This is a genomic window from Carboxydocella sporoproducens DSM 16521, from assembly GCF_900167165.1.
Classification (GTDB): Bacteria; Bacillota.
In genome coordinates this window covers 1-23660 of the sequence record NZ_FUXM01000036.1, presented here as the reverse complement: position 1 = coordinate 23660, position 23660 = coordinate 1, and the positions used below count along the sequence as shown (strand labels likewise).

Genomic DNA, 23660 nt, shown 5'->3' with positions numbered 1-23660 from the left:
CTATGTGTTATGCTAGCAATGGCGATAGGGCGAATTCGGGAAAATCAGGCAGAGAAGATGCGGAGCCTGGTAGCTTAAAAAGGAGAAGAAAAGCATCTCTAATATGGGCAAAAAGTTACAGGCCGGATGATTAAGAAGTCATTTTAGGGCTAGTGGGATTAGTGCGCCCTTTTTTAGGATTTAAAAAAAGAGAGATACCATTATCCTTGCTAAAGAACTGAATGATAATGTTTAAAAAAAATTATTTATAATATTTTTAGCAATTTTCATTCTGAAAAAGGGTACATCGCAAAAAGCATACCTAACAGTAATCTTGACTTTGTTATACGTGAAATTCTCCAGGCAACAGGACATAAAACTGAATTCATAAAAATCTCTCATCATAACATAAGGCCATGTCTGGGATGTTTTAAATGTGTTTCCACAAACAGGTGTGTGCAAGATGACGAAATGAATAAATTTCTGGAAAAAATTATAGAAGCGCAAGGTATTGTTATTGGGGGGTTTCCTACATTTTTCAGTTTGAATGCTTTAACCAAAACTTTTCTTGAGCGATGGTATCCACTTAAGCATAGAAGAATGTTAACTCATGGAAAATATGGAGTCACCGTAGCTGGAGGCTTTCGAGATGCTGCCAAAGTCAAAGAATATATTAATTCCTTTTTTAAATGGTATCAAATGGATTTGGTTGGAGATATTCAAATATCTGGTAATGCTCCCTGTCTTTTCTGCGGCTACGGGGAAGACTGTTTATACAGTAATGTTCCCCTTTTCTACGGAAGCAACAGAATTCGACCTGAAATGTTCTTTCAAGCTAAGGAAGACAAAGATTTACTGGAAAAGGCCAGAAGTCTTGGGCGCAAACTAGGGGAAAAAGTTTTAATAAAAGCGTAATAAGAACACAGGAGGTAAGCAATGGAGAAAGAACAGATTTATGAACTGATGCGCAGCCGGCGCAGTATCCGGCTTTACAAGCCCGACCCTATTCCTCAGGAGACGCTGGAGCGGATCATTGCCGGGGCCCTCTGGGCCCCCTCGGGGATGAACAAACAGGACTGGCTGGTGGTAGTGGTAACCGGCGAGAAAAAACAGGAGCTGATTCGCCTGTTTGGCGAAGGGGGAGAATATTTACGGGAACGGCTGGAACAGCTCTTCCCCCCCAAAATGGTCAATCTGACTATGCAGTTCTTTCGCACTGGCGGCAATGCCCAGGCCATCGTGCTGGTCTATGTACCCAGGGAACAGATAAAGATTTCGCCTGACATGAATCTTAATGAGCGCCATGCTGCCGAACATGATCGCATGGGCGCGGTCCAGAGCGCTTCAGCCCTGATTCAGAACCTGTTGCTGCTGGCTCATGCCGAAGGGCTGGGTTCCTGCTGGCTCAATGGGCCTCTGTTCGTGCAGGAGGAAATCAACGCCTTGCTGGGTATCAAGGATAAGGAACTGGTGGCTGCCGTAACTCTGGGCTGGCCGGATCAGCAACCACCGGTACCACCCCGCAAACCGGATCGCGTCCTCTGGTACAAATAAACGACAAAATCTCCCAAAAAAGCCCCCTTGTTCCCGGGGGCTTTTCTTTTTTACAATGGGAGAGAGGTGAGAAAATTGGTCAGGAAAGTCATCATTGGTCTCTGTGCCGGTTTGGCCTGCTTTTTACTGGGCTGGCAAACCGGGCGGCTGGTGGAAAAAGAGCCGGCAGCCATGGTGCTAAAGGCGGACAAGCTCTTGAACCAGGTTAAACTGCCGGTTGATGCCAGCCTGGTGCCCGCAGCTCAGCCCCGGGTGGAGGAAGAAAAGCAAGAGCAATCCCTGACGGAGGTAAAAAAGGAGGCGCCGAAAAAGGTACAGACCAGAACAAAAATTAAAAATAACCAGCAAACGCAGCAGGTGGTGAACATTAATCAGGCTACCGCTGAGGAACTGGAGAATCTGCCTGGTATCGGTCCGGCCCTGGCCCGGCGAATAGTGGAATATCGCAATCAGCATGGTCTTTTTACTGATAAAGAGCAGTTACTGGCTGTGCCGGGCATCGGGCCGAAAAAGATGGTGGAACTCCGGCCCCGGGTCAGGATATGAATCCCCTGGTTGGAACTGCCCTCAGCTACGCTCTGGTGCTGCTCAGCTGGGAACAGGGGGGATGGCTGTTCTGGTTTGCTTGCCTGTTGGCCCTGCTGGCCCTTTTTAGCTGGCGGCCCCGGAAGATTCTACTGCCCATCGGGGCAGGGATAGTGCTGGCGGGGCTGGTGCTGGCTCTCTGGCAATATTCCTTTCCTCGCTTGCCCTGGCAGGAGGGGCAAAAGGTGACTGTGGAAGGGGAATGGCTGGAAACCAGTCCGACAGCTTATGGCTGGAAAGGCATCCTGCGTACTGATGCTGGCAAAGTGCTGGTCTATACCGGGACGGAGATCGGGGCAGGGCGCCGGGCCCGGGTTAGTGGTAAGGCGGAACAGCCGCCCCTGGCCCTCAATCCCGGCCAGTTCGATTACCGGCGCTATCTCTGGCACCGGAAGATCAGCTGGCAAATCAAGGCGGACAGGGTGAGTGACCTGGGGCCAGGCAGCAGTTGGCGCCTGGCTCTGGCAGGGCTGAGGGGACAAATCAGCCAGCAGGCACTAAACAATGCGCCGGGCCGCAGTGGCACCTTGCTGGCAGCCATGGTCTGGGGTCAGGAGCAGTACCTGGAGTCAGAGACCAGAGATGGACTGAACCGGGCGGGGCTGGCCCATCTCCTTTCTGTTTCCGGCTTCCATGTCTCCCTGCTGGCGGTGCCGGTCTGGCTCTGGAGCCGCCGGCTGGGGGGCTCGCCCTGGTGGCGGCTGGGGGCAGCTCTGACCCTGGCCCTTTTTTATGGCGCTCTTTCCGGTTTTGAGCCACCTGTACTCAGGGCGCTGATTATGCTGGCTCTGGCCATGCTGGGCCGGGAGCTAGGGCAGGGCAAAGATGATGAAGCCGGATTAGCCCTGGCCCTGTTTCTGACTTCCTTTACCCAGCCCTTGCTGATTACGGAAGCTGGTTACCAGCTGACCTTTCTTGCCACCTGGGCCTTGCTGGTGCCTGGGCGGCAGTTGAGGGGGCGCTGGGCCTGGCTGTCTTTGCCCCTGCTGGTACAGGCCTTCACTTTACCAGCACTGATTTACCACTTCCACTACTTTAATCCCTGGTCCCTGCTGGCCAATCTGCTGCTAACCCCGGTGGCTACTCTGGCTCTCTGGCTGGGGTTTCTGGCCGGGAGTCTGGGCTGGTTCTGGCCCCTCTGGGGACAGGCCCTTTATCCGGCAGCAGCGTTGCCGGCCCTGCTGTTGCTTGCAGCTGCTGACCTGATCCAGCAGTTGCCAGGGGCCCGGTTGGCTTTTCGGGGCTGGTCGGCGGCTGCTACCGTCCTGTTTTTGCTGGTGCTGGCCTGGTTTTTACGGGGCGGCTGGGCGGGCAGCAGTGGCCTCTGGCTGCGGGGTTGGGCCTGGCGGCTATTGCCTGGTCGCTGGCGCTACGGACTGGCGGTAGGGCTGGTAATAGGCTGTTTTAGCCTTTACTGGCGCTGGTCCCAACCGGCTTTGCAGGTTACCTGGCTGGCTGTAGGGGAAGGGTTTGCTGCGGTAATCACTACCCGGACCGGGGAAACCTATTTGCTGGATGCCGGCCCAGCCGGCAAGCGGGTAGTAGGGGCCTATCTGGCCCAGGCGGGAATTGATCATCTGCGGGGAGTCATCATTACCCACCCTCATGCTGACCATTATGGGGGTCTGGAGGAGCTTATGGGGAAGGTGAGCATCGACTGGCTGGCAGCGGGGCCGGGAGCCTGGCAGGAACCGGCGCTGGCTGCCCTGGGGCAGAGCTGGCAGAGGGAGGGAACCCGACTACTCACCTGGCAGCAGGGGGAAGACAGACAGCTGGCCCCTGGTATGCGCCTCAGGGTATTAATGGCCAGAACAGCAGGAGAGGATTGGAATCAGCGCTCCCTTGTGATAGAATTGAAAAAGGATAATTACTCCCTCTTGTTTACCGGAGATGCCGATCGTCAGGGGCTGGACCAGCTGGCCAGTGCCTACCGGCCCCAGGACCTGCTGGCAGTAACTATGCCCCATCATGGCAGCCGGGATGGGGCTAGTGGCTACTGGCTGCAGCGCTGGCAACCCCGGCTGGCGGTGATTCCTGTAGGCCCTAATCGCTATGGTCACCCCCATCAGGAAACCCTGCTCAGGCTGCAAAGGCAGGGGATAGCCGTATTGCGCACTGACCGCCAGGGAGCGGTAAGCCTTAGTTGGCCGGAGGGAGAGGATCCGCAGATTAGCTTTTTCAGGCAGGAGGAACCTTAATGCTGGCAGCAGACGGAGTTTTACAGAGCATCAAAAGAGGGGTAGTCAGTCCCCTTTATTTTATCTATGGTGAGGAAACCTGGCAGATTCGGGAGCTGGTACGGGCTTTTCGGGAGTTGCTGGCTCCCGCGCTGCGGGATTTTAATTTACAGGTACTGGATGGGAAGAACACTTCCTGGGAGCAGCTGGTAAACAGCGCCCGCACCATTCCCTTTCTGGCTGAACGGCGGGTAGTAATCGTGGAAAACTGGCAGGCCCTGCTCGCGGGAGAAGGCGGGCAGGGGGAAGAAGTCTTTTTGAGCTACCTGTCTGATCCCAACCCGGCCACGACCCTGGTGCTGGTCCAGGAAGGCAAGCCGGATAAAGGGCGGAAAGCGGTGAAGGCCCTGGAAAAAGCAGCCCAGGTGGTGCAGTGTACCCAACCCAAAGGCAGTGAATTGCTGGAGTTTATCCGCAACCAGGCCAGGCAGCTGGGCTTGAGACTGGAAGAGGAGGCGATCCGGGAGCTGGCCCTGATGGCAGGTAGTAACCTGCCTTTGCTCCACCAGGAGCTGCAAAAACTGGCCCTGTATGCCCAGGGGGAGATGCTGAACAAGGACCAGATTCAGGAGCTGGTGGCCCCTAGTCCAGAAGCAACCATCTTTCAGCTGATGGATGCGGTGGCTGAAGGGCGCTTTACCGCAGCCTTACCGCTGTTGAAAGAACTTCTTTTTCACGGGGAACCACCGGCACGCATCCTGTATATGCTTACCCGCCAGTTTCGCTTGCTCTGGCAGGCCAGTTTGCTGGCAGCACGGGGCTACGGGGATAAGCAAATAGCTGCCCAGATCAATGCCCCCCCTTTTGCTGTTCCCAAATTACTGCGCCAGAGCCGCCGGTTTTCTGAGGGGGATTTCTATACCATCTGGGACATACTGCTGGAGGCAGATCTGGCCCTCAAAACCAGTCGCCAGGACCAGCAGCTGGTGCTGGAGCTGACAATTTTACGGTTGTGCGGAAAAAAATAAAAACAGCAGGACTGTGAGCCTGCTGTTTTTTTAATGACTAATCTGTCGACAAATTAGCCGGCGATTTGATTGAATTTCCTGGTTAAACGGGATTTGCGCCGAGCAGCGGCGTTCTTATGTAGAACACCTTTGGTAACTGCCTTGTCCAACAGGCGGCAAGCCTTAACTAAAGCAGCTTTGGCGGTATCCACATCAGTGGTGGCCAGAGCTTCATGGAAACGCCGGATGGCAGTTTTTACGGTGGATTTGATGGCAGCATTGCGCAGAGCACGCTTTCTGGCTTTGATAGCTCTTTTGGCTGCGGACTTGATGTTGGCCACAGATTTCACCTCCTTCGGGGTTGCAGTCAACAAAAGTAATTTTAACATGAGTAACCCAAAAAAGCAAGAGTATAAATTAAGAATAGGATATGGTCAATTGGGTATCCTAACGTTGAACGTAAAAACAAGGGGGTGAAAATAATGCTGGGAGCGATTGTGCGTTTTATAGTCTCTGCCATAGTACTTATGGTTGTCAGTTTCCTGGTACCCGGCTTTAAGGTTGCCGGTTTCGTCGGCGCCCTGATAGCAGCAGCGGTTATTGCGATTCTGGGTTATGTGGCTGAGCTGGTACTGGGAGACAAAGTCTCACCGCGTAGCCGGGGTCTGGTCGGCTTTATTACCGCAGCGGTGGTTATCTATCTGGCCCAGTTTATCGTTCCGGCCCAGATCAGCGCTTCCATTCTGGGAGCATTGATTGCCGCTTTTGTCATCGGTTTGATCGATGCAGTGGTACCGACCATGATTCGCTAACAGGAAAAGTTAAAATAAAAGGACTGTCGGCAAAAGTGCCGGCAGTTTTTTTGTTCTATTTGCCTGAAGGCCTGCATAGATATATTCTGCAGGCAGGAGGTGGACAAAATGCGGTTCAAAGGCAGGACAGCGGGCTGGTTAGCCCTGGGTTTGACTACTTTGCTGGCGGCCTGGTGGAATATTCCCACCCGGGCCCAGGTGGAGGCGGTAGATAAGGTGGGGCAAATAGCGCCCAAAATGGATGCCCGTCAGATGTTACAGCGGGAATTGCCTTTGCTGGGAACGGAAATGATGTGGACAAGCCCGGAATGGCTGCCGGTAGGCAAACCCCAGGTATATCTGGCCCAGGGGATTCCCTTCTTGCGAGTGATGGCCGAAGAGGAGGAATGGAATGACAGTGATAAACCAGTGGCCCGGACCGATAGGGTGGTGGATAGTGTCTATCAGCCCCAGGCTGATCCGCATGAAGAGGTCAAACCGGAACAGGTGCCGGGTTTAGGTCAGTTTCGCCTCTGGTTGCCAGCGGGACAGAAGGTTCCTCTGGTTGGGATTTATAATACCCATACTTCCGAAACCTATCGCCTTACTGATAAAACCGACAAGGTACCCGGGGAAAAAGGCGGGGTTTTTGCCGCTGCTTCCGCCCTGGCGGAAGAGCTGAGCAGCCGCTATGGCATTGGCGTAGTGCAGAGCCAGGCTATTCATGATGAAAACTGGCTTCTGCATAATCCCTATGCCAATTCGGCTGTGACGGCCCGGCAGATGCTGGAAAAGTATCCGGACTTGCAGCTTCTTATCGATATTCACCGGGATGCAGAAGTGCCCCGGGAGAACAGTGTGGTAAAAATCCAGGGCCGGGAGGCCGCCCGGATTATGCTGGTGGTGGGCACCAACAGCAGGGGCAATCACCCCAGCTGGCAAAAAAACCTGGCTTTTGCCCAGCAGCTGGCAAAGCAGATTGAGCAACAATATCCAGGCCTGGTGCGAAAGGTGATGACTAAACCAGGCCGCTATAACCAGCATCTCCATCCCCGGGCTGTTTTGATTGAAATTGGGAGTACAAGCAATTCTACAGCTGAGGCAGAATACACTGCCCGCCTGCTGGCTAAAATGGTAGCAGATGTTGTCAAGAAATAAAATCAGGAGTATAATCGTTGTTAAGTATAGAGAGATAGGGGATGGGGACAGGTGCAATATTTATTACTGGTATTGACAGCTTTTTTCTGGGGTGGGGCCTTTATTGCTGGAAAAGTGGCAGTAAAGACGACACCCCCTTTTGTCGTGGCTTTTTTACGTTTTCTGATAGCTGGTATTTTACTTTTGTTGCTACTGAGGCGTCGGGAGGGTTGGCCGGACTGGCGGAAGAAAGAAAATTTCTCTGGTCTTTTCTTTTTAGGTCTAACCGGGGTGTTTGGCTATAATATGCTATTTTTTGAGGCTCTCAAACATACTTCTCCTGTCAATGGTTCCCTGATTGTGGCGGCCAATCCCGGAGTTACGGCTTTAATCAATCGCTTCTGGCATGGTGAAAGACTGGGTCCACGGCGCTGGCTGGGGATTCTGCTGTCCTTTACCGGGGTTACTCTGGTCATCTGCCGGGGAGATCTGGAGCTGCTGGCCAATTTGCGCTTTAATTTTGGCGATATTCTGCTGGTGGGCGCTACTTTGTGCTGGGCCCTTTATTCCATCAAAGGCAAAGAGGTCATGAACAACTTTACTCCCCTGGCGGCCACGGCTTTTGCCTGTACGTTCGGGGCCTTATTACTCTTGCCTTTTGCCCTCTGGCAGGGGGGGCAACAGGGATGGAGCTGGCTGGGACAGGCCCAGCCCTGGCTGGCCATTATCTTTTTGGCAATTTTTGCTTCTGTGCTGGGGTTTGTCTGGTGGTACCAGGGAGTGCAGGCTATCGGGGCATCCCGGGCTGCCATTTTCATCAATCTGGTGCCCATTTCAGTGATGCTGATGTCAGCCCTGCAGGGGGAAAAGTTGACCTGGGTACAGCTGCTGGGAGCAGCCCTGGTGCTGGGTGGGGTTTATCTGACCTCCATGGCTAAAGTCCAGCCTGGCCGGGCACACTAAAAAGTAAAAGCCTGGTTGAAAGGATGGACCCCTGTGCAAAAACTGGTGCTGGTACTGGCACTGACGGTGACTTTCTGGGGAGTGGCAACAGCCTACTCTGTATTTGTCCACTGGGTGAAGCCGCCTGCTGACCCCTGGCAACGAACGGTACAGGGGCTGGAGCGAAGCTTCAAAAAGGTGGAAAAGCGACTGACCGTGGAACTGGCGGCCCGCAGGGCTTTGCTGAAATACTGGCGAAAGGAAGACGGACATGAGTAGCAAAAGCGGTGGAGTGGCCCGGGCGGCCGGTATTTTAATGGTGACCATGATATTAAGCCGCATCCTGGGACTGGTAAGGGATCAGGTGCTTACTGCCCGCTTTGGCAGCAGCCATTTAACTGATGCTTATCTGGCGGCTTTTACCATACCCGATTTGCTATATAACTTGCTGGTGGGTGGCGCCCTGAGCGCTGCCTTTATTCCGGTTTTTTCCTCCTACCTGGCCCGGGGGGAAGAGAAAGAGGCCTTTACTGTTGCCTCTACAGCTATCAATCTGGTTATGCTGCTTCTCAGTCTGGGGACAGTGCTGGCCATGATATTTACCCCCGCTCTGATGCCCCTGGTAGCTTACAAGTTTCCTGCTGAGACCAGGGAAATAACCATTTATCTGACCCGCATTATGTTGCCTTCGGTGCTATTTACCGCCCTTAACGGGCTGATGATGGGCATTCTCAATTCCTACAAGCATTTTACCGCTCCGGCGGTAGGGGCACTCTGGTATAATGTGGCCATCATCCTGGCTGGTTGGTTTCTCGCCCCCTGGCTGGGGATTGCAGCCTTTCCGGTGGGGGTCTTGCTGGGAGTAATGGCCAATTTCCTCTGGCAGTTGCCCCGGGTGAAAAAAATAGGCTTTCGTTACCGGCCGGTACTGGAGCTCCGGCACCCTGGCCTGCAAAAAATGCTGTGGCTGATGTTACCGGCTTTACTGGGGCTGGCGGCCAATCAGATCAATCTGATTATCAATCAGAATCTGGCTTCCGGACTGGATGCAGGCAGTATCACAGCCCTACGGGTAGCCAACCGCCTGATGGCGGTACCTCTGGGGGTTTTTGCCTTTGCGATTGGGGCTGCGGTTTTTCCCACCCTTACCTCACTGGCGGCTGTGGGCAAAATGTCGGAATTCAAAAACACTCTGCTGGATGGCCTGCGTTCGGTTTTTTTCATTACCCTGCCGGCAGCCGCAGGTCTGATGGCATTAGCAGAACCCATTGTGCGCCTGCTGTTTCAGCAGGGCAAGTTTTCTGCTGCTGATACCCGGCTGACAGCCCTGGCCCTGTTCTGGTATTGTCTCGGCCTTTTTGCCCAGGGAGCGGTGCTGGTGGTAACCCGGGCTTTTTATGCTTTGCAGGATACCACTACTCCTGTAAGTGTGGCAGTGGTAACAATCTTAATCAACTATCTACTGAATGTATCTATGGTGGAGCGCTTTGCAGCGCCCGGGCTGGCTTTTGGTTATTCGGTTACCGGTATTATCAATTTCCTGGCTTTGCTTTATCTTTTGCGGCGCAAGACCGGGCCTCTCGGACTGTCCCAGCTGGTGCGTTCCTGGGGCAAGGGCAGTACAGCTGCTCTGGTGATGGGGATAGCGGTTTATTTCCTGGACCAGGGGCTGGTGCAGGTGGTCCCGGTCAGCCAGAAGGGAGGGCAGTTGCTGGAAGTACTGCTCACTGTGACAAGTGGAGCTGCCCTGTACTGGTTGCTGGCTCGCCTCTTCAAAATGCAGGAAGCGGAACAGGTGCGCCAGCTGGTGGTGCGGCGTTTGAACAGGCAACGAGCGGCTTAGCTCTTGCCTGTATTTTTTTTCACCTCGGAGAAATACTAACCTCAGCAGGCAGAGTTTGGCTGAACGAGGTGAGAGTATGCGCTGGTTCGGGGGTAAAAAGAGCAATTCGCTGAAAGCACGGGTTCAGTACCTGCAGGGACGGTTTCAACAGGCCCCTGATTTTACTATTCGCTATTTTCGCATTGGCAAAAGCCTGGAACAGGAAGGCGCCATTGTTTTCTTGAAAGGCATTGTTGATCGCACCATGGTCCATGCCGATATTCTGCGGCCTTTGCTGATCTGGGGGCGGCAGACGGAGAGCGTGGACTGGCAGGCAACAGAATCTTTGTTGTTATCGGTAGGGCAAATCAAGGAACTGGGAAACATAGAGGAGGGGGTACAGTCCCTGTTGCGCGGGGATACCCTCTTGTTGCTGGATGGGCTGGACCTGATTTATGCCATTAATACCCGGGGCTGGGAAAAACGGGGCATAACGGAACCCTCCTCGGAGCCGGTTATTCGTGGTCCTCATGATGGCTTTACGGAAACCCTGGTCACTAACCTGTCCCAAATTCGGCGGCGGCTGAAAACCACCCGGCTCAAAGCCAAACGTTATCAGGTGGGGAGATATAGCAAGACTGATGTGGCTTTGCTTTACCTGGATGGTATCGCCAATCCCCAGGTAATCGAGGAGCTGGAGAAACGGATCGAACAGCTGGATCTGGATGCTTTGCAAAGCAGTGGCCAACTGGAACAACTGATCGAAGATAATCCCTATTCTCCTTTTCCCCAGATTCAGTCCACCGAGCGACCGGACAAAGCAGTGGCCAATTTACTGGAGGGCCGGGTGGTTTTGGTGGTGGATGGTAGCCCCCAGGTGCTGATTGCCCCGTCGGTTTTCAGCCAGTTTTACCAGAGTCCGGAGGATTACGGTTCCCGCTGGCTAATGGCCACTTTTGTGCGCCTGATGAGGCTGGGCGGGTTCATAGTGGCTCTGACTCTGCCGGCAATTTATATTGCCTTGATTTCTTTCAATTATGAGATGATACCTCTGCGCTTATTGATACCTCTGGCGGAAAGCCGTTCCCGGGTGCCTTTTCCGCCCATAGTTGAGGCAATGCTGATGGAAATAACCATTGAGCTGTTGCGGGAAGCGGGGATTCGCCTGCCCAGCCCTATCGGACAAACTATCGGTATCGTGGGCGGTCTGGTGGTGGGCCAGGCGGCCGTGCAGGCTGGCCTGGTCTCCAATGTTATGGTAATTGTAGTAGCGGTGACAGCCATTGCATCTTTTGTGGTGCCTACCTATGATGTGGGCTTTTCGGTACGGCTTTTGCGTTTCCCCCTTATGTTTCTGGCCTCAGCCTTTGGGCTGGTGGGGATTGCAGTGGGTTTGACCATGTTGCTGGCCCATCTGGCTATTCTGGAGTCGGTAGGTACTCCTTATGCCCTGGGTATCAGCCCCTTGCGCCTTAAGGACTGGCTGGATTCAGCTATTCGCGCGCCTAGCTGGTTTCTGAATCAGCGGCCTACCATCGGTCATCCCTTGAACCGGACCAGACAGCAGACGGGAAAGGGGGAGAAAAAGCATGAGTAAAACGGCACCAGCAGGCAAACTTACCCGACAACAGCTGTTTTTCCTTATTTCCGGGATCCAGATCGGGGTGGGTATACTTTCCTTGCCAGCTGGTTTGCACAAGGTTGCCCGCCAGGATGGCTGGATTTCCGCCTTTATTGCGGGTTTAATGGCTGCCCTGGGACTGGTGTTTATCCATCTGGTTTGCCGCCGCTTTCCCGGACAGGCCCTTTATGATATTCTGGACAGCGTTTGGGGGAAATATCTGGGTAAATTCTGGACTGGATTGTTTATTATCTATTTCTGGGCTACAGGGGCGGTAATTTTCCGTATATATTTGGAAATCCTGCAAATCTGGATGCTGCCCCTGACACCGCGCTGGGTCCTGATTATCCTTTTGATGTTACCAGTTTTTTACCTGGTATTCAATGGGTTGACTGTACTGGGACGTTTTGCGGAAATGCTGTTTCTCATCAGTGCCTGGATTGTGATCCTTCTTTATTTCCCTCTGCGGGAGGCTCACTGGTATTATCTCAAACCCATCGGTACGGCAGGCCTGAAAGCCATCCTGCTGGGGAGTTTTAAAGCAGCTCTGGCTATGCTGGGGTTTGAGTTTTACTGGCTGGCCTATCCCTATACCAGTCCACGGCGGCGCTTGCTCTTCTGGGCCCTGGCTGCCAATGGCCTGGTTACTATTCTCTACATGGCAGTAACAGTAATTGCTTTTGCTTTTTATAGCCCGGAGGAGATTGAAAGCTGGCGCTGGCCGACTCTAGGCCTACTCAAGGTGATTCAGTTTTCTTTTATTGAGCGGATGGAATATGTGATTTTAGCTCTTTGGGTGCCGGTAGTCCTTTTGACTGTGATTGGGATGTTTTATGGTGCCGGTTTAGGAACAGCGCATTTGCTGAAGCGTAAGGATCATCGTTATCTAACTTTGCTTCTGGTCCTGCTGGCAGGGGTTGTCGACATATTTTTACCTGATGCTGATAAATTGAGTAAACTGGGAGATTATCTGGGTTATGCCGGTTTAGGGCTGGGGATCCTCCTGCCAGGACTAAGCTGGTTGCTGGCCAGTTTGCTGCCCAGGGGAGGGATGAGGAATGAAAGGAATTAAAACCCTGGCTCTGGGCTTGATTCTATTAATCACCAGTGGTTGCTGGGATGCCAGACCCCTGGAAGAAAGTACCATCACCCTGAGTGTGGGGATTGACCGGGATGAACGGGGACGGTTGCTCATGACCACCGTGGCTCCAGTGCTGGAGGAAGATGCGAAAAAGAAGGTACTGGTTGTCTCCACTCTGGCCCATACTCCCCGCCAGGCTCGCATGAATCTGGACCGGATGTTACCAAATCCGATCAGTGGTGGTAAACTCCAATTTATTTTGATCGGTGAGGAACAAGCCCGAAATGGTATCCGGGGTATCATGGATGTGTTTTTCCGGGATCCTGGCAATCCTTCTACTGCCTATGTGGGAGTAGTGGAGGGCAAGGCCCAGGAGCTCTTTATGCAGGAATATCCTGATAAGCCCCGCATTTCCCTTTACCTGGCCAGCCTGGTCAAACACGGTAAGGGGGAAGGAAAGGTGATACCTGTTACAGTGCAGCGCCTGCGCACCATGATGTATGATGAAGGCCAGGATACCTTTTTGCCCTATTTTCGCCGGGGGGCCAAGGAAGTTAGCCTGGCTGGCACTGCGTTGTTTATAGAGGACAAATTCAAAACAGTCCTGCCGCCACGGGAAAGCGCCTGGCTCTCCCTGGTTAACGGCGATACCAGCAGAATAAAACTTACTATGCGCTGGCGCAAGGATGAACTGGAAACACCTGATGACTTCCTTTCGGTCTGTTATTTTGCCGAGGATCGGGACTTCAAGGTGCATAAAGGAGAGGGGTGGAAAGTGGAAATAAATCTAAAAACCAGGACGTCCCTGGAGGAAGTTCCCTGGGATTTAGATTTAAGTGATAAAAAAACTGTCAAGAAAATACAGAGTTTTTTAAGTCAGGAAGCTCAGAGGGAAATAATGAATATGTTGCGGTTTGTACAGAAAGTGCCTGCTGATGTCCTGGGTGTGGGCCAGCGGATACGGGCAGAGTTCCCGCGGGAATGGGAAAAAATGGACTGGAGGCAGGAATTTCCCCGGGTAAAGTTTCAGGTCAAGGTTCAGGTGGATATTGCCCGCACTGGATTGACCAAATAGGATTGCTCCTCAGGGCAGAAAATGCTATAATATTTTGGTAACTGATGCCCTGAAGGAGGACAGAACAGCATGGTCCATGACCATATTCGCAATTTCTGCATTATCGCTCATATTGACCACGGCAAATCCACTCTGGCCGACCGGCTGTTGGAATATACCGGCACCTTAAGTGAACGGGAAATGACGGAACAGGTGCTGGACTTGATGGAACTGGAAAAGGAACGGGGTATTACCATCAAGCTGCAGGCTGTGCGCCTCAATTATAAGGCCAGGGATGGCAGGGAATACATCCTCAACCTGATTGACACACCTGGCCATGTGGACTTTACCTATGAGGTATCCCGAAGTCTGGCCGCCTGTGAAGGAGCGCTGCTGGTGGTGGATGCCTCCCAGGGGATTGAGGCCCAGACTCTGGCCAATGTCTATATGGCCTTAGAGCATGATCTGGAAATCATCCCGGTAATCAATAAAATCGACCTGCCCAGTGCCGAGCCGGAGCGGGTGCGGCAGGAGATTGAAGATGTAATCGGTCTGGATGCTTCTGAAGCCATCCTGGCTTCAGCCAAAGCCGGTATCGGGGTGGAAGAGATTCTGGAAGCCATTGTAGCCAAAATTCCGGCTCCCAAGGGGGATCCTGAGGCTCCCCTGCAGGCCTTGATTTTTGACAGTCACTTTGACCCCTACAAGGGGGTAATCGTCTACTTCCGGGTAGTGCAGGGCACCATCAAAAAAGGTATGAAGATTCGCTTCATGGCCACGGGCAAGGAGTTTGAAGTCACCGAAGTGGGGACTTTCCGGCCTTTCCCGGTGCCGACAGAGCAGCTGTCGGTGGGTGAGGTGGGCTATCTGGCGGCCAGTATCAAAAATGTGAAAGATACTACTGTTGGGGATACTATTACCGAAGCGGAGCGGCCGGCTGCTGAGCCTTTGCCCGGTTACCGCAAGGCCACGCCCATGGTCTTCTGTGGCCTCTATCCAGTGGATAGCGGGGATTATGAGGATCTGCGGGATGCTCTGGAAAAGCTCAATCTCAATGATGCGGCCTTAATCTATGAGCCGGAGACATCGGTGGCGCTGGGTTTTGGTTTTCGCTGTGGGTTCCTGGGGCTGTTACACATGGAGATTATCCAGGAGCGCCTGGAGCGGGAATACGGCCTGACTTTGATCACTACTGCCCCCAGTGTGGTCTACCGGGTTTATCTGACCAACGGGGAAGTAATCGATATCGATAACCCTACCAAATTGCCGCCGCCTACTCAGATCGAACACCTGGAGGAACCCTATGTCAAAGCCACCATCATGGTGCCCAACAATTTTGTCGGGGCAATTATGGATCTGGCTCAGGAAAAGCGGGGCAATTTCCTCAACATGGAATACCTGAGTGAAAGCCGGGTCATGTTGCATTATGAACTGCCCCTGGCGGAAATCGTTTATGATTTCTTTGATCAGCTTAAATCCAGGACCAAGGGTTATGCTTCTTTTGATTATGAATTCATTGGCTACAAGCCATCCAAACTGGTCAAACTGGATATACTCATCCACGGGGAAGTGGTGGATGCCCTTTCCTTTATTGTCCACAAGGACAAAGCCTACCAGCGCGGGCGGCAGATGGTGGAAAAACTGCGGGATCTCATCCCCCGCCACCAGTTTGAAATCCCTATCCAGGCGGCCATCGGCAATAAAGTCATTGCCCGGGAGACGGTCAAGGCTTTGCGCAAAAATGTACTGGCCAAGTGTTATGGCGGGGATATTACCCGGAAGAAAAAGCTGCTGGAAAAACAAAAAGAAGGGAAAAAGCGGATGAAGCAGGTGGGAAATGTGGAAATTCCCCAGGAAGCCTTTATGGCAGTGCTCAGTATTGACCAGAAATAAAAGAGGCCGGGTTTCCGGCCTCTTTATACTTCGGCAATGGCATCAGTGGGGCAATTTTCCAGAGCTTCCCTGGCCTCATCCTCCAGGTCATCTGGCACCTCATCCACAATGGCTTTGGCTTTGCCTTCATCATCCCAGTCATAGACATCGGGGCAGGTGCTGACGCAGGCGCCACAGCTGATGCACAAATCAGGATCTACCTTGACTTTCATGGTCTCAACCTCCTTCGCCTACAGTTTGCCCGAAAGGGGGAAAAATATGCTGGGGGTCTATGTTCATGTTCCCTTTTGTTTGCGAAAATGCCATTATTGTGATTTTTATTCCCGGCCGGCCAGCGGGGAAGAAAGGGAGCGCTATCTTGACCTTGTTTGCCAGGAAACGGAAGCGGCTGTCCGGCAGGTGCCGGAACGAGAAGTGGATACCATTTTCCTGGGGGGCGGTACTCCGGGGCTGCTGGGTCCAGAGGGCATAAAAAAAATTCTGCAGGCTATTGCCGGGAATTTTCATATCATCAATACCGTTGAAATAACTATGGAGACAAACCCCGGGGCAAATAGAGATATCTGGCCGCTAATGGCAGCAGCAGGCATCAACCGGGTGAGTCTGGGTGCTCAGGCGGCCCAGGAGCGACTGTTACGGGTTTTAGGCCGCTGCCATACCTGGCAGGAAGTCCAGAACACGGTGCAGGCAGTTCGCCGGGCTGGCTTAACCAACCTCAATCTCGACCTGATGTACGGATTGCCGGGACAATCCCTGGCGGACTGGCAGGAAACAGTAGCAGCTGCCCTGGCGCTGGAAGTGCCCCATCTCTCCCTTTATGCCCTGAAAGTGGAAGAAAATACCCCCTTTGACCGCTGGGAAAGGGAGGGCAGGATAACCCTGCCGGAAGAAGAGGAATGGGCGGAAATGTACTGGTGGGCCAGGGAAAAACTGGAGACAGCAGGTTACCTGAATTATGAACTGAGTAACTTCGCCCGGCCAGGATTTGAATGCCGGCATAATCTCAAATACTGGCGCCGCCAGCCTTATCTGGGACTGGGGCCGGCAGCCCATTCCTGCTGGGGGAATGTACGCTGGGCCAATCCCGCCAGCCTGGAGGAGTGGGAAGCAGAAGTTCGGGCTCGGGGCTGGAGCGGGCAGCTGGTGGAAAGGCTGAGCGAGAAAGAAATCCTGGCTGAACAGGTTATTCTCGGCCTGCGCCTGGCCGAAGGAGTGGTGCTGACCCCGGAAATTGAGGCAGAATGGTCAGCAGTTATAGCTTCTCTGAAGCAGCGGGGTCTGGTCCAGGTTTCGGGAAACAGGCTTAAACTCACGCGGCAGGCCTGGTATATTGCCAATGAAGTGATGGCAGAGTTTATCTAGTACCTTGACATTCCCTGCCCCAGGTGGTATTTTTTAAGTAGTGGCCTTTAGCACTCGTCTGGTGAGAGTGCTAACAACGGGCCTGGCGGAAGGTGATGAGGGATGCAATTGGATGAGCGGAAAAAGCGCATTTTACTGGCGATTATTCAGGACTATATTGCTACCGCTGAACCGGTAGGCTCCCGAACCATTGCCAAAAAGTATGAGCTGGGGGTGAGCCCGGCTACTATACGCAATGAAATGGCCGACCTGGAAGAAATGGGCTATATCGAACAGCCTCATACTTCAGCGGGGCGGATTCCCTCAGACCTGGGCTATCGCTATTATGTGGACTTTTTGATGGAGAAATACCGCCTGGCTGATGAAGACCGGGAATACATCCGCCAGGGGTTTGAAACCAGACGGATGGAAGTGGCCCAGGTGATTCAGCGGACTGGCCAGCTGCTGTCCCAGATGACCAATTATACCACAATAGTGCTGGGACCACAGCTGGGCAAGACGGGGATTAAGCATGTGCAACTGGTACCGGTAGAACCAGGCAAGGCCTTGCTGGTCATGGTCAGCCTTTCCGGTCTGGTACAGAACCGGCTCATCGAGATTCCGGAAAATTTGTCAGCCGAGGATTTATGGCAGATTAGCCAGGTATTGAATGCCAAGCTCCATGGTAAAACCATAGCCGATATTCGCCGCACCCTGTTGCAGGAGATTTATTCTGAACTGGCCCGGCAACGGGCGGTGGCGGAACTGGTACTGGATTTACTCAGCCAGGAGGAGCTTCTGAGCGGGGAGGAAAAGGTCTATCTGGCCGGGATCCTCAATATTCTTAACCAGCCGGAATTTCGCAATATCGAGAAAATCAAGACTCTGTTGTCCCTGCTGGAACAGGAGGAACAGCTGCGCCACCTGGTTCAGCCCGAGGATGAAGGCTTGCTGGTGCGAATCGGGGCAGAGAACCCCATTCAGGTGATGCGGGATTGTTCCATGGTCACTGCTACCTATACGGTCGATGGTCAGGTGGTGGGAGCCATCGGGGTACTGGGCCCCACCCGGATGGAGTATGCCCGGGTGATGGCCCTGGTGGAATATATTACCGAAAACCTCTCCCAGATGCTGACCGATTTTTACCGCCGCACCTAGAGCGGCTGAAGGAGGTAAGGCAATGAGCTTAAAACAGCAAGCTGTCCAGGCCACCGAGGTGGATGAAAAACTGGCAGCTCTGATGACCAATGCCAATGCCATCAGGGCCATTGCCGCTGCTGTGGAAGGCACTCTGGGTCCTAAAGGTCTGGATACCATGCTGGTGGATAAATTCGGTGACGTGGTCATCACCAATGACGGCGTCACCATTTTAACGCTGATGGAAGCCAATCATCCGGCCGCCCGATTGCTGATCAATGTGGCAAAAGCCCAGCAGGCGGAAATCGGTGATGGTACTACCACTGCCACTGTGATGGCCGGGGCCCTGGTTGCAGAAGGGGTTAACCAGGTAGTACGGGGGGTGCCGGTCACCAGGGTGATCGAGGGCATCCGGATAGGAGTCAGGGGAGCCCTGGAGTTTATCGAACAACAGGCCCGCCCTGTACGCAGCCTCAAGGATCCCCTGCTCTATCGCATTGCCTACATAGCCGGACGGGAAAACGAAGATATTGCCCGCCTGGTAGTGGATGCAGCCCGCCTGGTGGGAATCAAGAAATTGAAGGAACCGGGCTTTAAGCTGGCAGATACGATTGTGGCCGAGGAAGGGGCCGATAACCAGGTCTTTTCCGGGGTGATCATCAACAAGGAACCTATGAATGACGAGATGCCCCGGGACCTGCGGGATGCAAAAGTCCTGATCATTGATGATGCCCTGGAACCGGAGGAGCTGGAAGATGAGGCCCTGGCTACTGAGGCCGGTTTCAACCGCTATATGGAATTACAGCAGGAATTCAAGGATAATGTGCGCAAAATCGTGGATCTGGGTGTAGGACTGGTTATCGTTGACCGCGGGGTAGAGGCCTGGGCGGAAGAAACTCTGACTGACGCCGGAGTGATGGTGTTACAGCGGGTTTCCAACAAGGAACTGCGCAAGGCAGCGGAACATACAGGAGCCCGACCCATTAAACGCACCGGTCTCAAGCGCTCCCCGGAAGAACTGGTTCGCTATCTGGGCCAGGCCAAATGGGTGCTGGCTGATGAGCGCCTGGAACATGTGCGGATTCTCGGTGGTGCTGGTAAACCTATGGCTACCGTGCTGGTGGGAGCCGCCACTGAAGAAGTAGTCGGTGAACGGGAGCGGATTGCCAAGGATGCCGCTTCCTCCGTTCAGGCTGCTGTTTGTGGCGGGGTAGTGGCCGGAGGCGGTTCCCTTGAGCTGGCTGCTGCTCGCCAGGTGGAAAAACTGCGGGAAAACACCCGGGGTATGGCTGCCTATGGTATTGATTGCGTGGTGGCTGCCCTCAAACGGCCCCTGGCCCAAATCGTGGAAAATGCCGGCTTCAATTCTCTGGAGAAACTGGGGGATGTGGTAGCTGCTCAGGCGGAAAAAGGCAATAACGCCCTGGCCATAGATTGTGACAGCGGTCAGGTAGTGGATATGTGGGAACTAGGCGTGGTTGATCCGGCCCTGGTGAAACTGCATGCTTTGCGCGCTGCCGGGGAAGTCGCTGAAGCTATTCTGCGGATTGATACCATCATCCGGAAAAAAGAGGAGAAAAGCAGCAAGCTGGAGCCAGAAATGGAGGAATAGGGAGACATGACCCAGATGGAAGAGGATAAAAAAATGGAAGCCAATGAACAGGAACCGGCCGGGGCCGGAGCTGCTCAGGAACAGACGCAGGAACCCGGTCAGCTGGAACAGCTGCAACAGCGAATAAATCAGCTGGAACAGCAGCTGGCCGAGGAAAAGAATGCCCGCTTGCGGGCCCTGGCTGATCTGGAAAACTTCCGACGGCGGGCCCGGCAGGAACGGGAAGAACTGTTGAAATATGAGGCAGAAGGCCTGATTACAGCCCTCTTGCCGGTTATTGACAATTTTGAACGGGCTCTGGCGGCTACCGGAGAAGAAGGCCAGTTACGGCAAGGGGTGGAAATGATTTACCGCCAGTTGATGGAAGTCCTGACCAGAGCGGGGCTGATTCCGATGGAATGTCAGGGCCAGGAATTTGATCCTCACCTGCATCAGGCTGTTATGCAGGTCCCAACTGAAGAACAGCCGGAAAACACCATTGTGGATGTGTATCAAAAAGGATATTATCTCAAGGATAAGGTAATTCGCCCGGCCATGGTCACAGTGGCCGTCAGGAACTGAGCAACATATAATCTTTAGGAGGGTGAAGGACAGCTATGAGCAAGATTATCGGCATCGACCTGGGTACAACCAACTCCTGTGTAGCAGTAATGGAAGGTGGCGAAGTGACGGTTATTCCCAATGCGGAAGGGGGCAGAACCACTCCTTCTGTTGTGGGCTTTTCCAAAACCGGGGAACGGCTGGTGGGCGAGGTAGCCAAGCGCCAGGCGGTAACCAACCCGGAACGGACTGTGATTTCCATCAAGCGCCACATGGGCACAGATTATAAAGTAAACATCGATGGCAAGCAATATACTCCCCAGGAAATCAGTGCTATGATTCTGCAGAAATTGAAAGCTGATGCGGAAGCCTATCTGGGCGAACCGGTGACCAAGGCGGTAATCACTGTACCGGCTTACTTTACCGACAGCCAGCGCCAGGCTACCAAGGATGCCGGGCGCATTGCCGGACTGGAAGTAATGCGGATCATCAATGAGCCTACCGCTGCGGCCCTGGCCTATGGTCTGGATAAGGAAGAAGACCAGACCATTCTGGTTTATGACCTGGGTGGCGGTACCTTCGATGTCTCCATCCTGGAACTGGGGGATGGGGTCTTTGAAGTCAAGGCTACTGCCGGTAATAACCGCCTGGGTGGTGATGATTTCGACCAGCGCATCATCGACTGGCTGGTGGCCGAATTCAAAAAAGAAAACGGCATCGATCTGTCCCAGGACAAAATGGCTATGCAGCGATTGAAAGAAGCAGCAGAAAAAGCTAAAAAAGAACTGTCCAGCACCACGGTGACCACTATCAGCTTGCCCTTTATCACTGCGGACCAGAACGGGCCCAAACACCTGGAAATGACTCTGACCCGGGCCAGGTTTGAAGAGATGACCGCTGATCTGGTGGAAGCCACTATGGGTCCCACCCGGCAGGCTCTGAAAGATGCGGGTCTGGAGCCCAAGGATATCGACAAGGTCTTGCTGGTAGGCGGTTCTACCCGGATTCCGGCCGTTCAGGAAGCTATTCGCCGTTTCCTGGGCAAAGAACCTCACAAGGGTATTAACCCCGATGAATGCGTAGCAATTGGTGCTGCCATCCAGGGGGCAGTGTTGTCCGGGGAAGTCAAGGATGTAGTCTTGCTGGATGTTACGCCCCTCTCCCTGGGGATTGAAACCCTGGGTGGAGTGTTTACCCGGATTATTCCGCGCAACACCACTATTCCTACTTCCAAGAGCCAGATTTTCTCCACTGCGGCGGATAACCAGACCCAGGTGGAGATCCATGTCCTGCAGGGTGAGCGGGAAATGGCAGCTTACAACAAGACCCTGGGCCGGTTCATCCTGGATGGCATTCCGCCGGCACCGCGGGGTGTACCGCAAATTGAGGTTACTTTTGACATTGATGCCAACGGGATTGTGCATGTTTCCGCCAAAGACAAGGCGACCGGGCGGGCCCAGAGCATTACCATCCAGTCCTCTTCCGGTTTGAGTGAGGAAGAAATCCAGCGCATGGTCAAGGAAGCAGAAGCCCATGCGGAAGAAGACCGCAAGCGCAAGGAAGAGGTAGAAATCCGTAATAATGCCGATTCCATGGTTTATCAGGCGGAAAAAACCATCAAGGATTTCGGGGATAAGGCGGATCCGGCCAAGGTGGAAGCAGTGAAAAAGGCGGTAGAAGAACTGAAAACTGCCCTGGCTGGCAATAATATTGATGAGATCAAGGCCAAGACCGAAGCCCTGACCGCACCCCTCTATGACCTGACGGCGGCCATGTACCAGCAGCAGGCCCAGCAGCAGCCGCCTCAGAATGACAGTAAAGACGGTCAGGATCCCAATGTGGTAGATGTGTAAACTGGCGGGGGAGGAGACTCCCCCTTTTCCTAATTGCCGCAAAAAGTTTGAGGTGGTAGCTGATGAGCAAACGGGATTACTATGAGGTGTTAGGGGTTGGCCGTAACGCCACCGAAGAGGAAATCAAGAAGGCGTACCGCAAATTGAGCAAAAAGTATCACCCGGACCTCAACCCTGGAGATAAAAGCGCCGAGGAAAAATTCAAGGAAATCAATGAAGCCTACGAGGTGCTGTCTGACCCCCAAAAGCGGGCTGCCTATGACCAGTTTGGCCATGCCGGGGCCCAGGGCTTTGGCGGCCAGGGGGGCTTTGGTGATTTCCAGGGCGGCTTCGGTGGTTTTGGGGCCGAGGAAATCTTCGGCGATATTTTCGATATGTTTTTTGGCGGTGGTAGCCGTAAGCGCCAGGGCCCGCAGCGGGGTTCTGACCTGAGTGCGGAAATTGAGCTGACTTTTGAGGAGGCGGCTTTTGGCACCACCAAAACCATCGAAATTCCCCGCACCGAAACCTGTGAAATCTGCCATGGTACCGGGGCGAAGCCGGGCACCGGGCAGCGTACCTGTCCCACCTGTAATGGTACGGGACAGCAGCAGATTGTGCAAAATACGCCTTTTGGCCGCTTTATCCAGAGCCGCCCTTGCCAAACCTGTGCTGGACAGGGTAAAATTATTGAGCAGCCCTGTCAACACTGTCATGGCAAAGGCAGGGTAAGGAAATTGCGCAAAATCACCGTCAACATCCCTGCCGGGGTGGATAGCGGCACCCGGGTGCGCAAGGCGGGGGAAGGGGAAGCCGGCCTCAGAGGTGGGCCGCCGGGAGATCTCTATTTGATTGTACGGGTTAAACCCCATAAGATTTTTCGCCGTGAGCACAATGATGTGGTGATGAAATTGAATATTTCCTTCCCGCAAGCAGCGCTGGGAGATGAAGTGGAAGTACCCACCCTGGAAGGGAAGGAGAAAATCAAGATCAGTCCCGGCACCCAGAATGGCACAGTCATTCGCTTGCGCGGCAAAGGCATCGTAGATGTCCATGGCCGGGGGCGGGGTGACCAGCGCATCGAAATCCAGGTGGAAGTGCCGACCAAATTGACGGAACGGCAAAAACAGCTGCTGGAGGAACTGGCGGAAACCATGGGACAGAAGCCGGCAGGAGTTCACCAGGAAAAGAGTTTTTTTGATAAAGTGAAGGATGCCTTTATGGGCTAAATGATGGTGGTATGCAGCAGCTTCAGAAAACTAGACTATAATTGATTGTATTTAACTGTTTTGCTACATTAAAGGTATGGAACTATTATCCATTGGAGAAGCAGCAAAGTCCGGCAGGGTTTCGGGGAGCTGATCAGGAATGCCAAAGAAACACGAGAAGAACAAATTTAGCATAACTGTGTGCGGGGAGTTTTTTCCGGAGATTTACCCGGCTCACCGGTCTTCGAAGTGGAGCCGGGGCGAAGAAGACCCGCTGACTACGGAGATGCGTCTCTTCTGTGCCTGTATGCGGTGGGCCTTTAACCGGCTCCTGGAAGGTGCTTCCC

22 protein-coding genes and 1 pseudogene are annotated in these 23660 nt (G+C 53.5%); 21 read left to right on the top strand and 2 right to left on the bottom strand.

From position 1 onward, the window contains the following. Nucleotides 1-240: 240 nt before the first annotated feature. From B5D20_RS11090 to holA, 5 genes are all read left to right on the top strand, one after another. The gene (locus B5D20_RS11090) at nt 241-894 is read left to right on the top strand and encodes an NAD(P)H-dependent oxidoreductase (protein WP_078666298.1); all 654 of its coding nucleotides are present in this window, start codon (nt 241-243) and stop codon (nt 892-894) included. A gap of 21 nt (nt 895-915) precedes the next feature. Further along, complete coding sequence (locus B5D20_RS11085) at nt 916-1533, top strand: nitroreductase family protein (protein ID WP_078666297.1); 618 nt, start codon at nt 916-918, stop codon at nt 1531-1533. Between the two features lie 75 nt (nt 1534-1608). Next, nucleotides 1609-2079 (top strand): ComEA family DNA-binding protein, encoded by a 471-nt coding sequence (locus B5D20_RS11080; RefSeq protein WP_078666296.1) that lies wholly within the window; start codon nt 1609-1611, stop codon nt 2077-2079. Beyond that, nucleotides 2076-4316: a DNA internalization-related competence protein ComEC/Rec2 gene (locus B5D20_RS11075; RefSeq protein ID WP_078666295.1), complete on the top strand. Its 2241-nt coding sequence runs from the start codon at nt 2076-2078 to the stop codon at nt 4314-4316. Before B5D20_RS11080 ends, B5D20_RS11075 begins: the two co-directional genes overlap by 4 nt. Next, complete coding sequence (gene holA, locus B5D20_RS11070; protein ID WP_078666294.1) at nt 4316-5323, top strand: DNA polymerase III subunit delta; 1008 nt, start codon at nt 4316-4318, stop codon at nt 5321-5323. The genes B5D20_RS11075 and holA overlap by 1 nt, the downstream gene beginning before the upstream one ends. Before the next feature lie 53 nt (nt 5324-5376). Here holA and rpsT read toward each other — a convergent pair whose 3' ends face one another. Continuing rightward, on the bottom strand, nt 5377-5643 hold the full coding sequence (rpsT, locus tag B5D20_RS11065) for a 30S ribosomal protein S20 (protein ID WP_078666293.1): 267 nt from the start codon (nt 5641-5643) through the stop codon (nt 5377-5379). A gap of 141 nt (nt 5644-5784) precedes the next feature. On the opposite strand from rpsT, the gene B5D20_RS11060 reads away from it, so the two are divergent. The 9 genes from B5D20_RS11060 to lepA all read left to right on the top strand — a co-directional run bounded on the left by B5D20_RS11060 (nt 5785) and on the right by lepA (nt 15643). Further along, the gene (locus B5D20_RS11060) at nt 5785-6114 is read left to right on the top strand and encodes a phage holin family protein (protein WP_174182987.1); all 330 of its coding nucleotides are present in this window, start codon (nt 5785-5787) and stop codon (nt 6112-6114) included. A gap of 108 nt (nt 6115-6222) precedes the next feature. Next, nucleotides 6223-7251 (top strand): stage II sporulation protein P, encoded by a 1029-nt coding sequence (spoIIP, locus tag B5D20_RS11055; RefSeq protein ID WP_078666292.1) that lies wholly within the window; start codon nt 6223-6225, stop codon nt 7249-7251. Nucleotides 7252-7302: 51 nt separating this feature from the next. Continuing rightward, entirely contained in the window at nt 7303-8193 is an 891-nt protein-coding gene (locus tag B5D20_RS11050; protein WP_078666291.1) for a DMT family transporter, read from the top strand. Nucleotides 8194-8226: 33 nt separating this feature from the next. Continuing rightward, nucleotides 8227-8451 carry a hypothetical protein gene (locus B5D20_RS11045; RefSeq protein WP_078666290.1) on the top strand — a complete coding sequence of 75 codons (225 nt, stop codon included), beginning with the start codon at nt 8227-8229 and terminating at the stop codon, nt 8449-8451. After that, a complete protein-coding gene (gene murJ, locus B5D20_RS11040) occupies nt 8444-10015 on the top strand; it encodes a murein biosynthesis integral membrane protein MurJ (RefSeq protein ID WP_078666289.1) in 1572 nt (523 codons plus the stop codon). The genes B5D20_RS11045 and murJ overlap by 8 nt, the downstream gene beginning before the upstream one ends. A gap of 76 nt (nt 10016-10091) precedes the next feature. Continuing rightward, nucleotides 10092-11591 (top strand): spore germination protein, encoded by a 1500-nt coding sequence (locus B5D20_RS11035; RefSeq protein WP_078666288.1) that lies wholly within the window; start codon nt 10092-10094, stop codon nt 11589-11591. Beyond that, nucleotides 11584-12687, top strand: a complete 1104-nt coding sequence (locus B5D20_RS11030) for a GerAB/ArcD/ProY family transporter (protein ID WP_078666287.1) — start codon at nt 11584-11586, stop codon at nt 12685-12687. Before B5D20_RS11035 ends, B5D20_RS11030 begins: the two co-directional genes overlap by 8 nt. Then, nucleotides 12674-13771, top strand: coding sequence for a Ger(x)C family spore germination protein (locus B5D20_RS11025; protein WP_078666286.1), 1098 nt, complete (start codon nt 12674-12676; stop codon nt 13769-13771). Before B5D20_RS11030 ends, B5D20_RS11025 begins: the two co-directional genes overlap by 14 nt. A gap of 69 nt (nt 13772-13840) precedes the next feature. Further along, the gene (gene lepA, locus B5D20_RS11020) at nt 13841-15643 is read left to right on the top strand and encodes a translation elongation factor 4 (RefSeq protein ID WP_078666285.1); all 1803 of its coding nucleotides are present in this window, start codon (nt 13841-13843) and stop codon (nt 15641-15643) included. A gap of 23 nt (nt 15644-15666) precedes the next feature. Here lepA and B5D20_RS11015 read toward each other — a convergent pair whose 3' ends face one another. After that, entirely contained in the window at nt 15667-15855 is a 189-nt protein-coding gene (locus tag B5D20_RS11015; RefSeq protein WP_078666284.1) for a ferredoxin, read from the bottom strand. Nucleotides 15856-15901: 46 nt separating this feature from the next. On the opposite strand from B5D20_RS11015, the gene hemW reads away from it, so the two are divergent. The 7 genes and pseudogenes from hemW to B5D20_RS10980 all read left to right on the top strand — a co-directional run. After that, nucleotides 15902-17005: a radical SAM family heme chaperone HemW gene (gene hemW / locus B5D20_RS11010; RefSeq protein WP_159071820.1), complete on the top strand. Its 1104-nt coding sequence runs from the start codon at nt 15902-15904 to the stop codon at nt 17003-17005. 102 nt (nt 17006-17107) lie between these two features. Next, nucleotides 17108-18142 carry a heat-inducible transcriptional repressor HrcA gene (hrcA, locus tag B5D20_RS11005; RefSeq protein WP_078666282.1) on the top strand — a complete coding sequence of 345 codons (1035 nt, stop codon included), beginning with the start codon at nt 17108-17110 and terminating at the stop codon, nt 18140-18142. A gap of 22 nt (nt 18143-18164) precedes the next feature. Next, nucleotides 18165-19733 carry a TCP-1/cpn60 chaperonin family protein gene (locus B5D20_RS11000; protein ID WP_078666281.1) on the top strand — a complete coding sequence of 523 codons (1569 nt, stop codon included), beginning with the start codon at nt 18165-18167 and terminating at the stop codon, nt 19731-19733. Between the two features lie 6 nt (nt 19734-19739). After that, nucleotides 19740-20294, top strand: coding sequence for a nucleotide exchange factor GrpE (gene grpE / locus B5D20_RS10995; protein WP_242952068.1), 555 nt, complete (start codon nt 19740-19742; stop codon nt 20292-20294). Nucleotides 20295-20329: 35 nt separating this feature from the next. Next, the gene (gene dnaK / locus B5D20_RS10990; protein ID WP_078666280.1) at nt 20330-22126 is read left to right on the top strand and encodes a molecular chaperone DnaK; all 1797 of its coding nucleotides are present in this window, start codon (nt 20330-20332) and stop codon (nt 22124-22126) included. A gap of 62 nt (nt 22127-22188) precedes the next feature. Then, nucleotides 22189-23334 carry a molecular chaperone DnaJ gene (dnaJ, locus tag B5D20_RS10985; protein WP_078666279.1) on the top strand — a complete coding sequence of 382 codons (1146 nt, stop codon included), beginning with the start codon at nt 22189-22191 and terminating at the stop codon, nt 23332-23334. A 139-nt stretch (nt 23335-23473) separates the two neighbouring features. After that, nucleotides 23474-23660: pseudogene (locus B5D20_RS10980) on the top strand (IS200/IS605 family accessory protein TnpB-related protein); the annotation flags it as partial.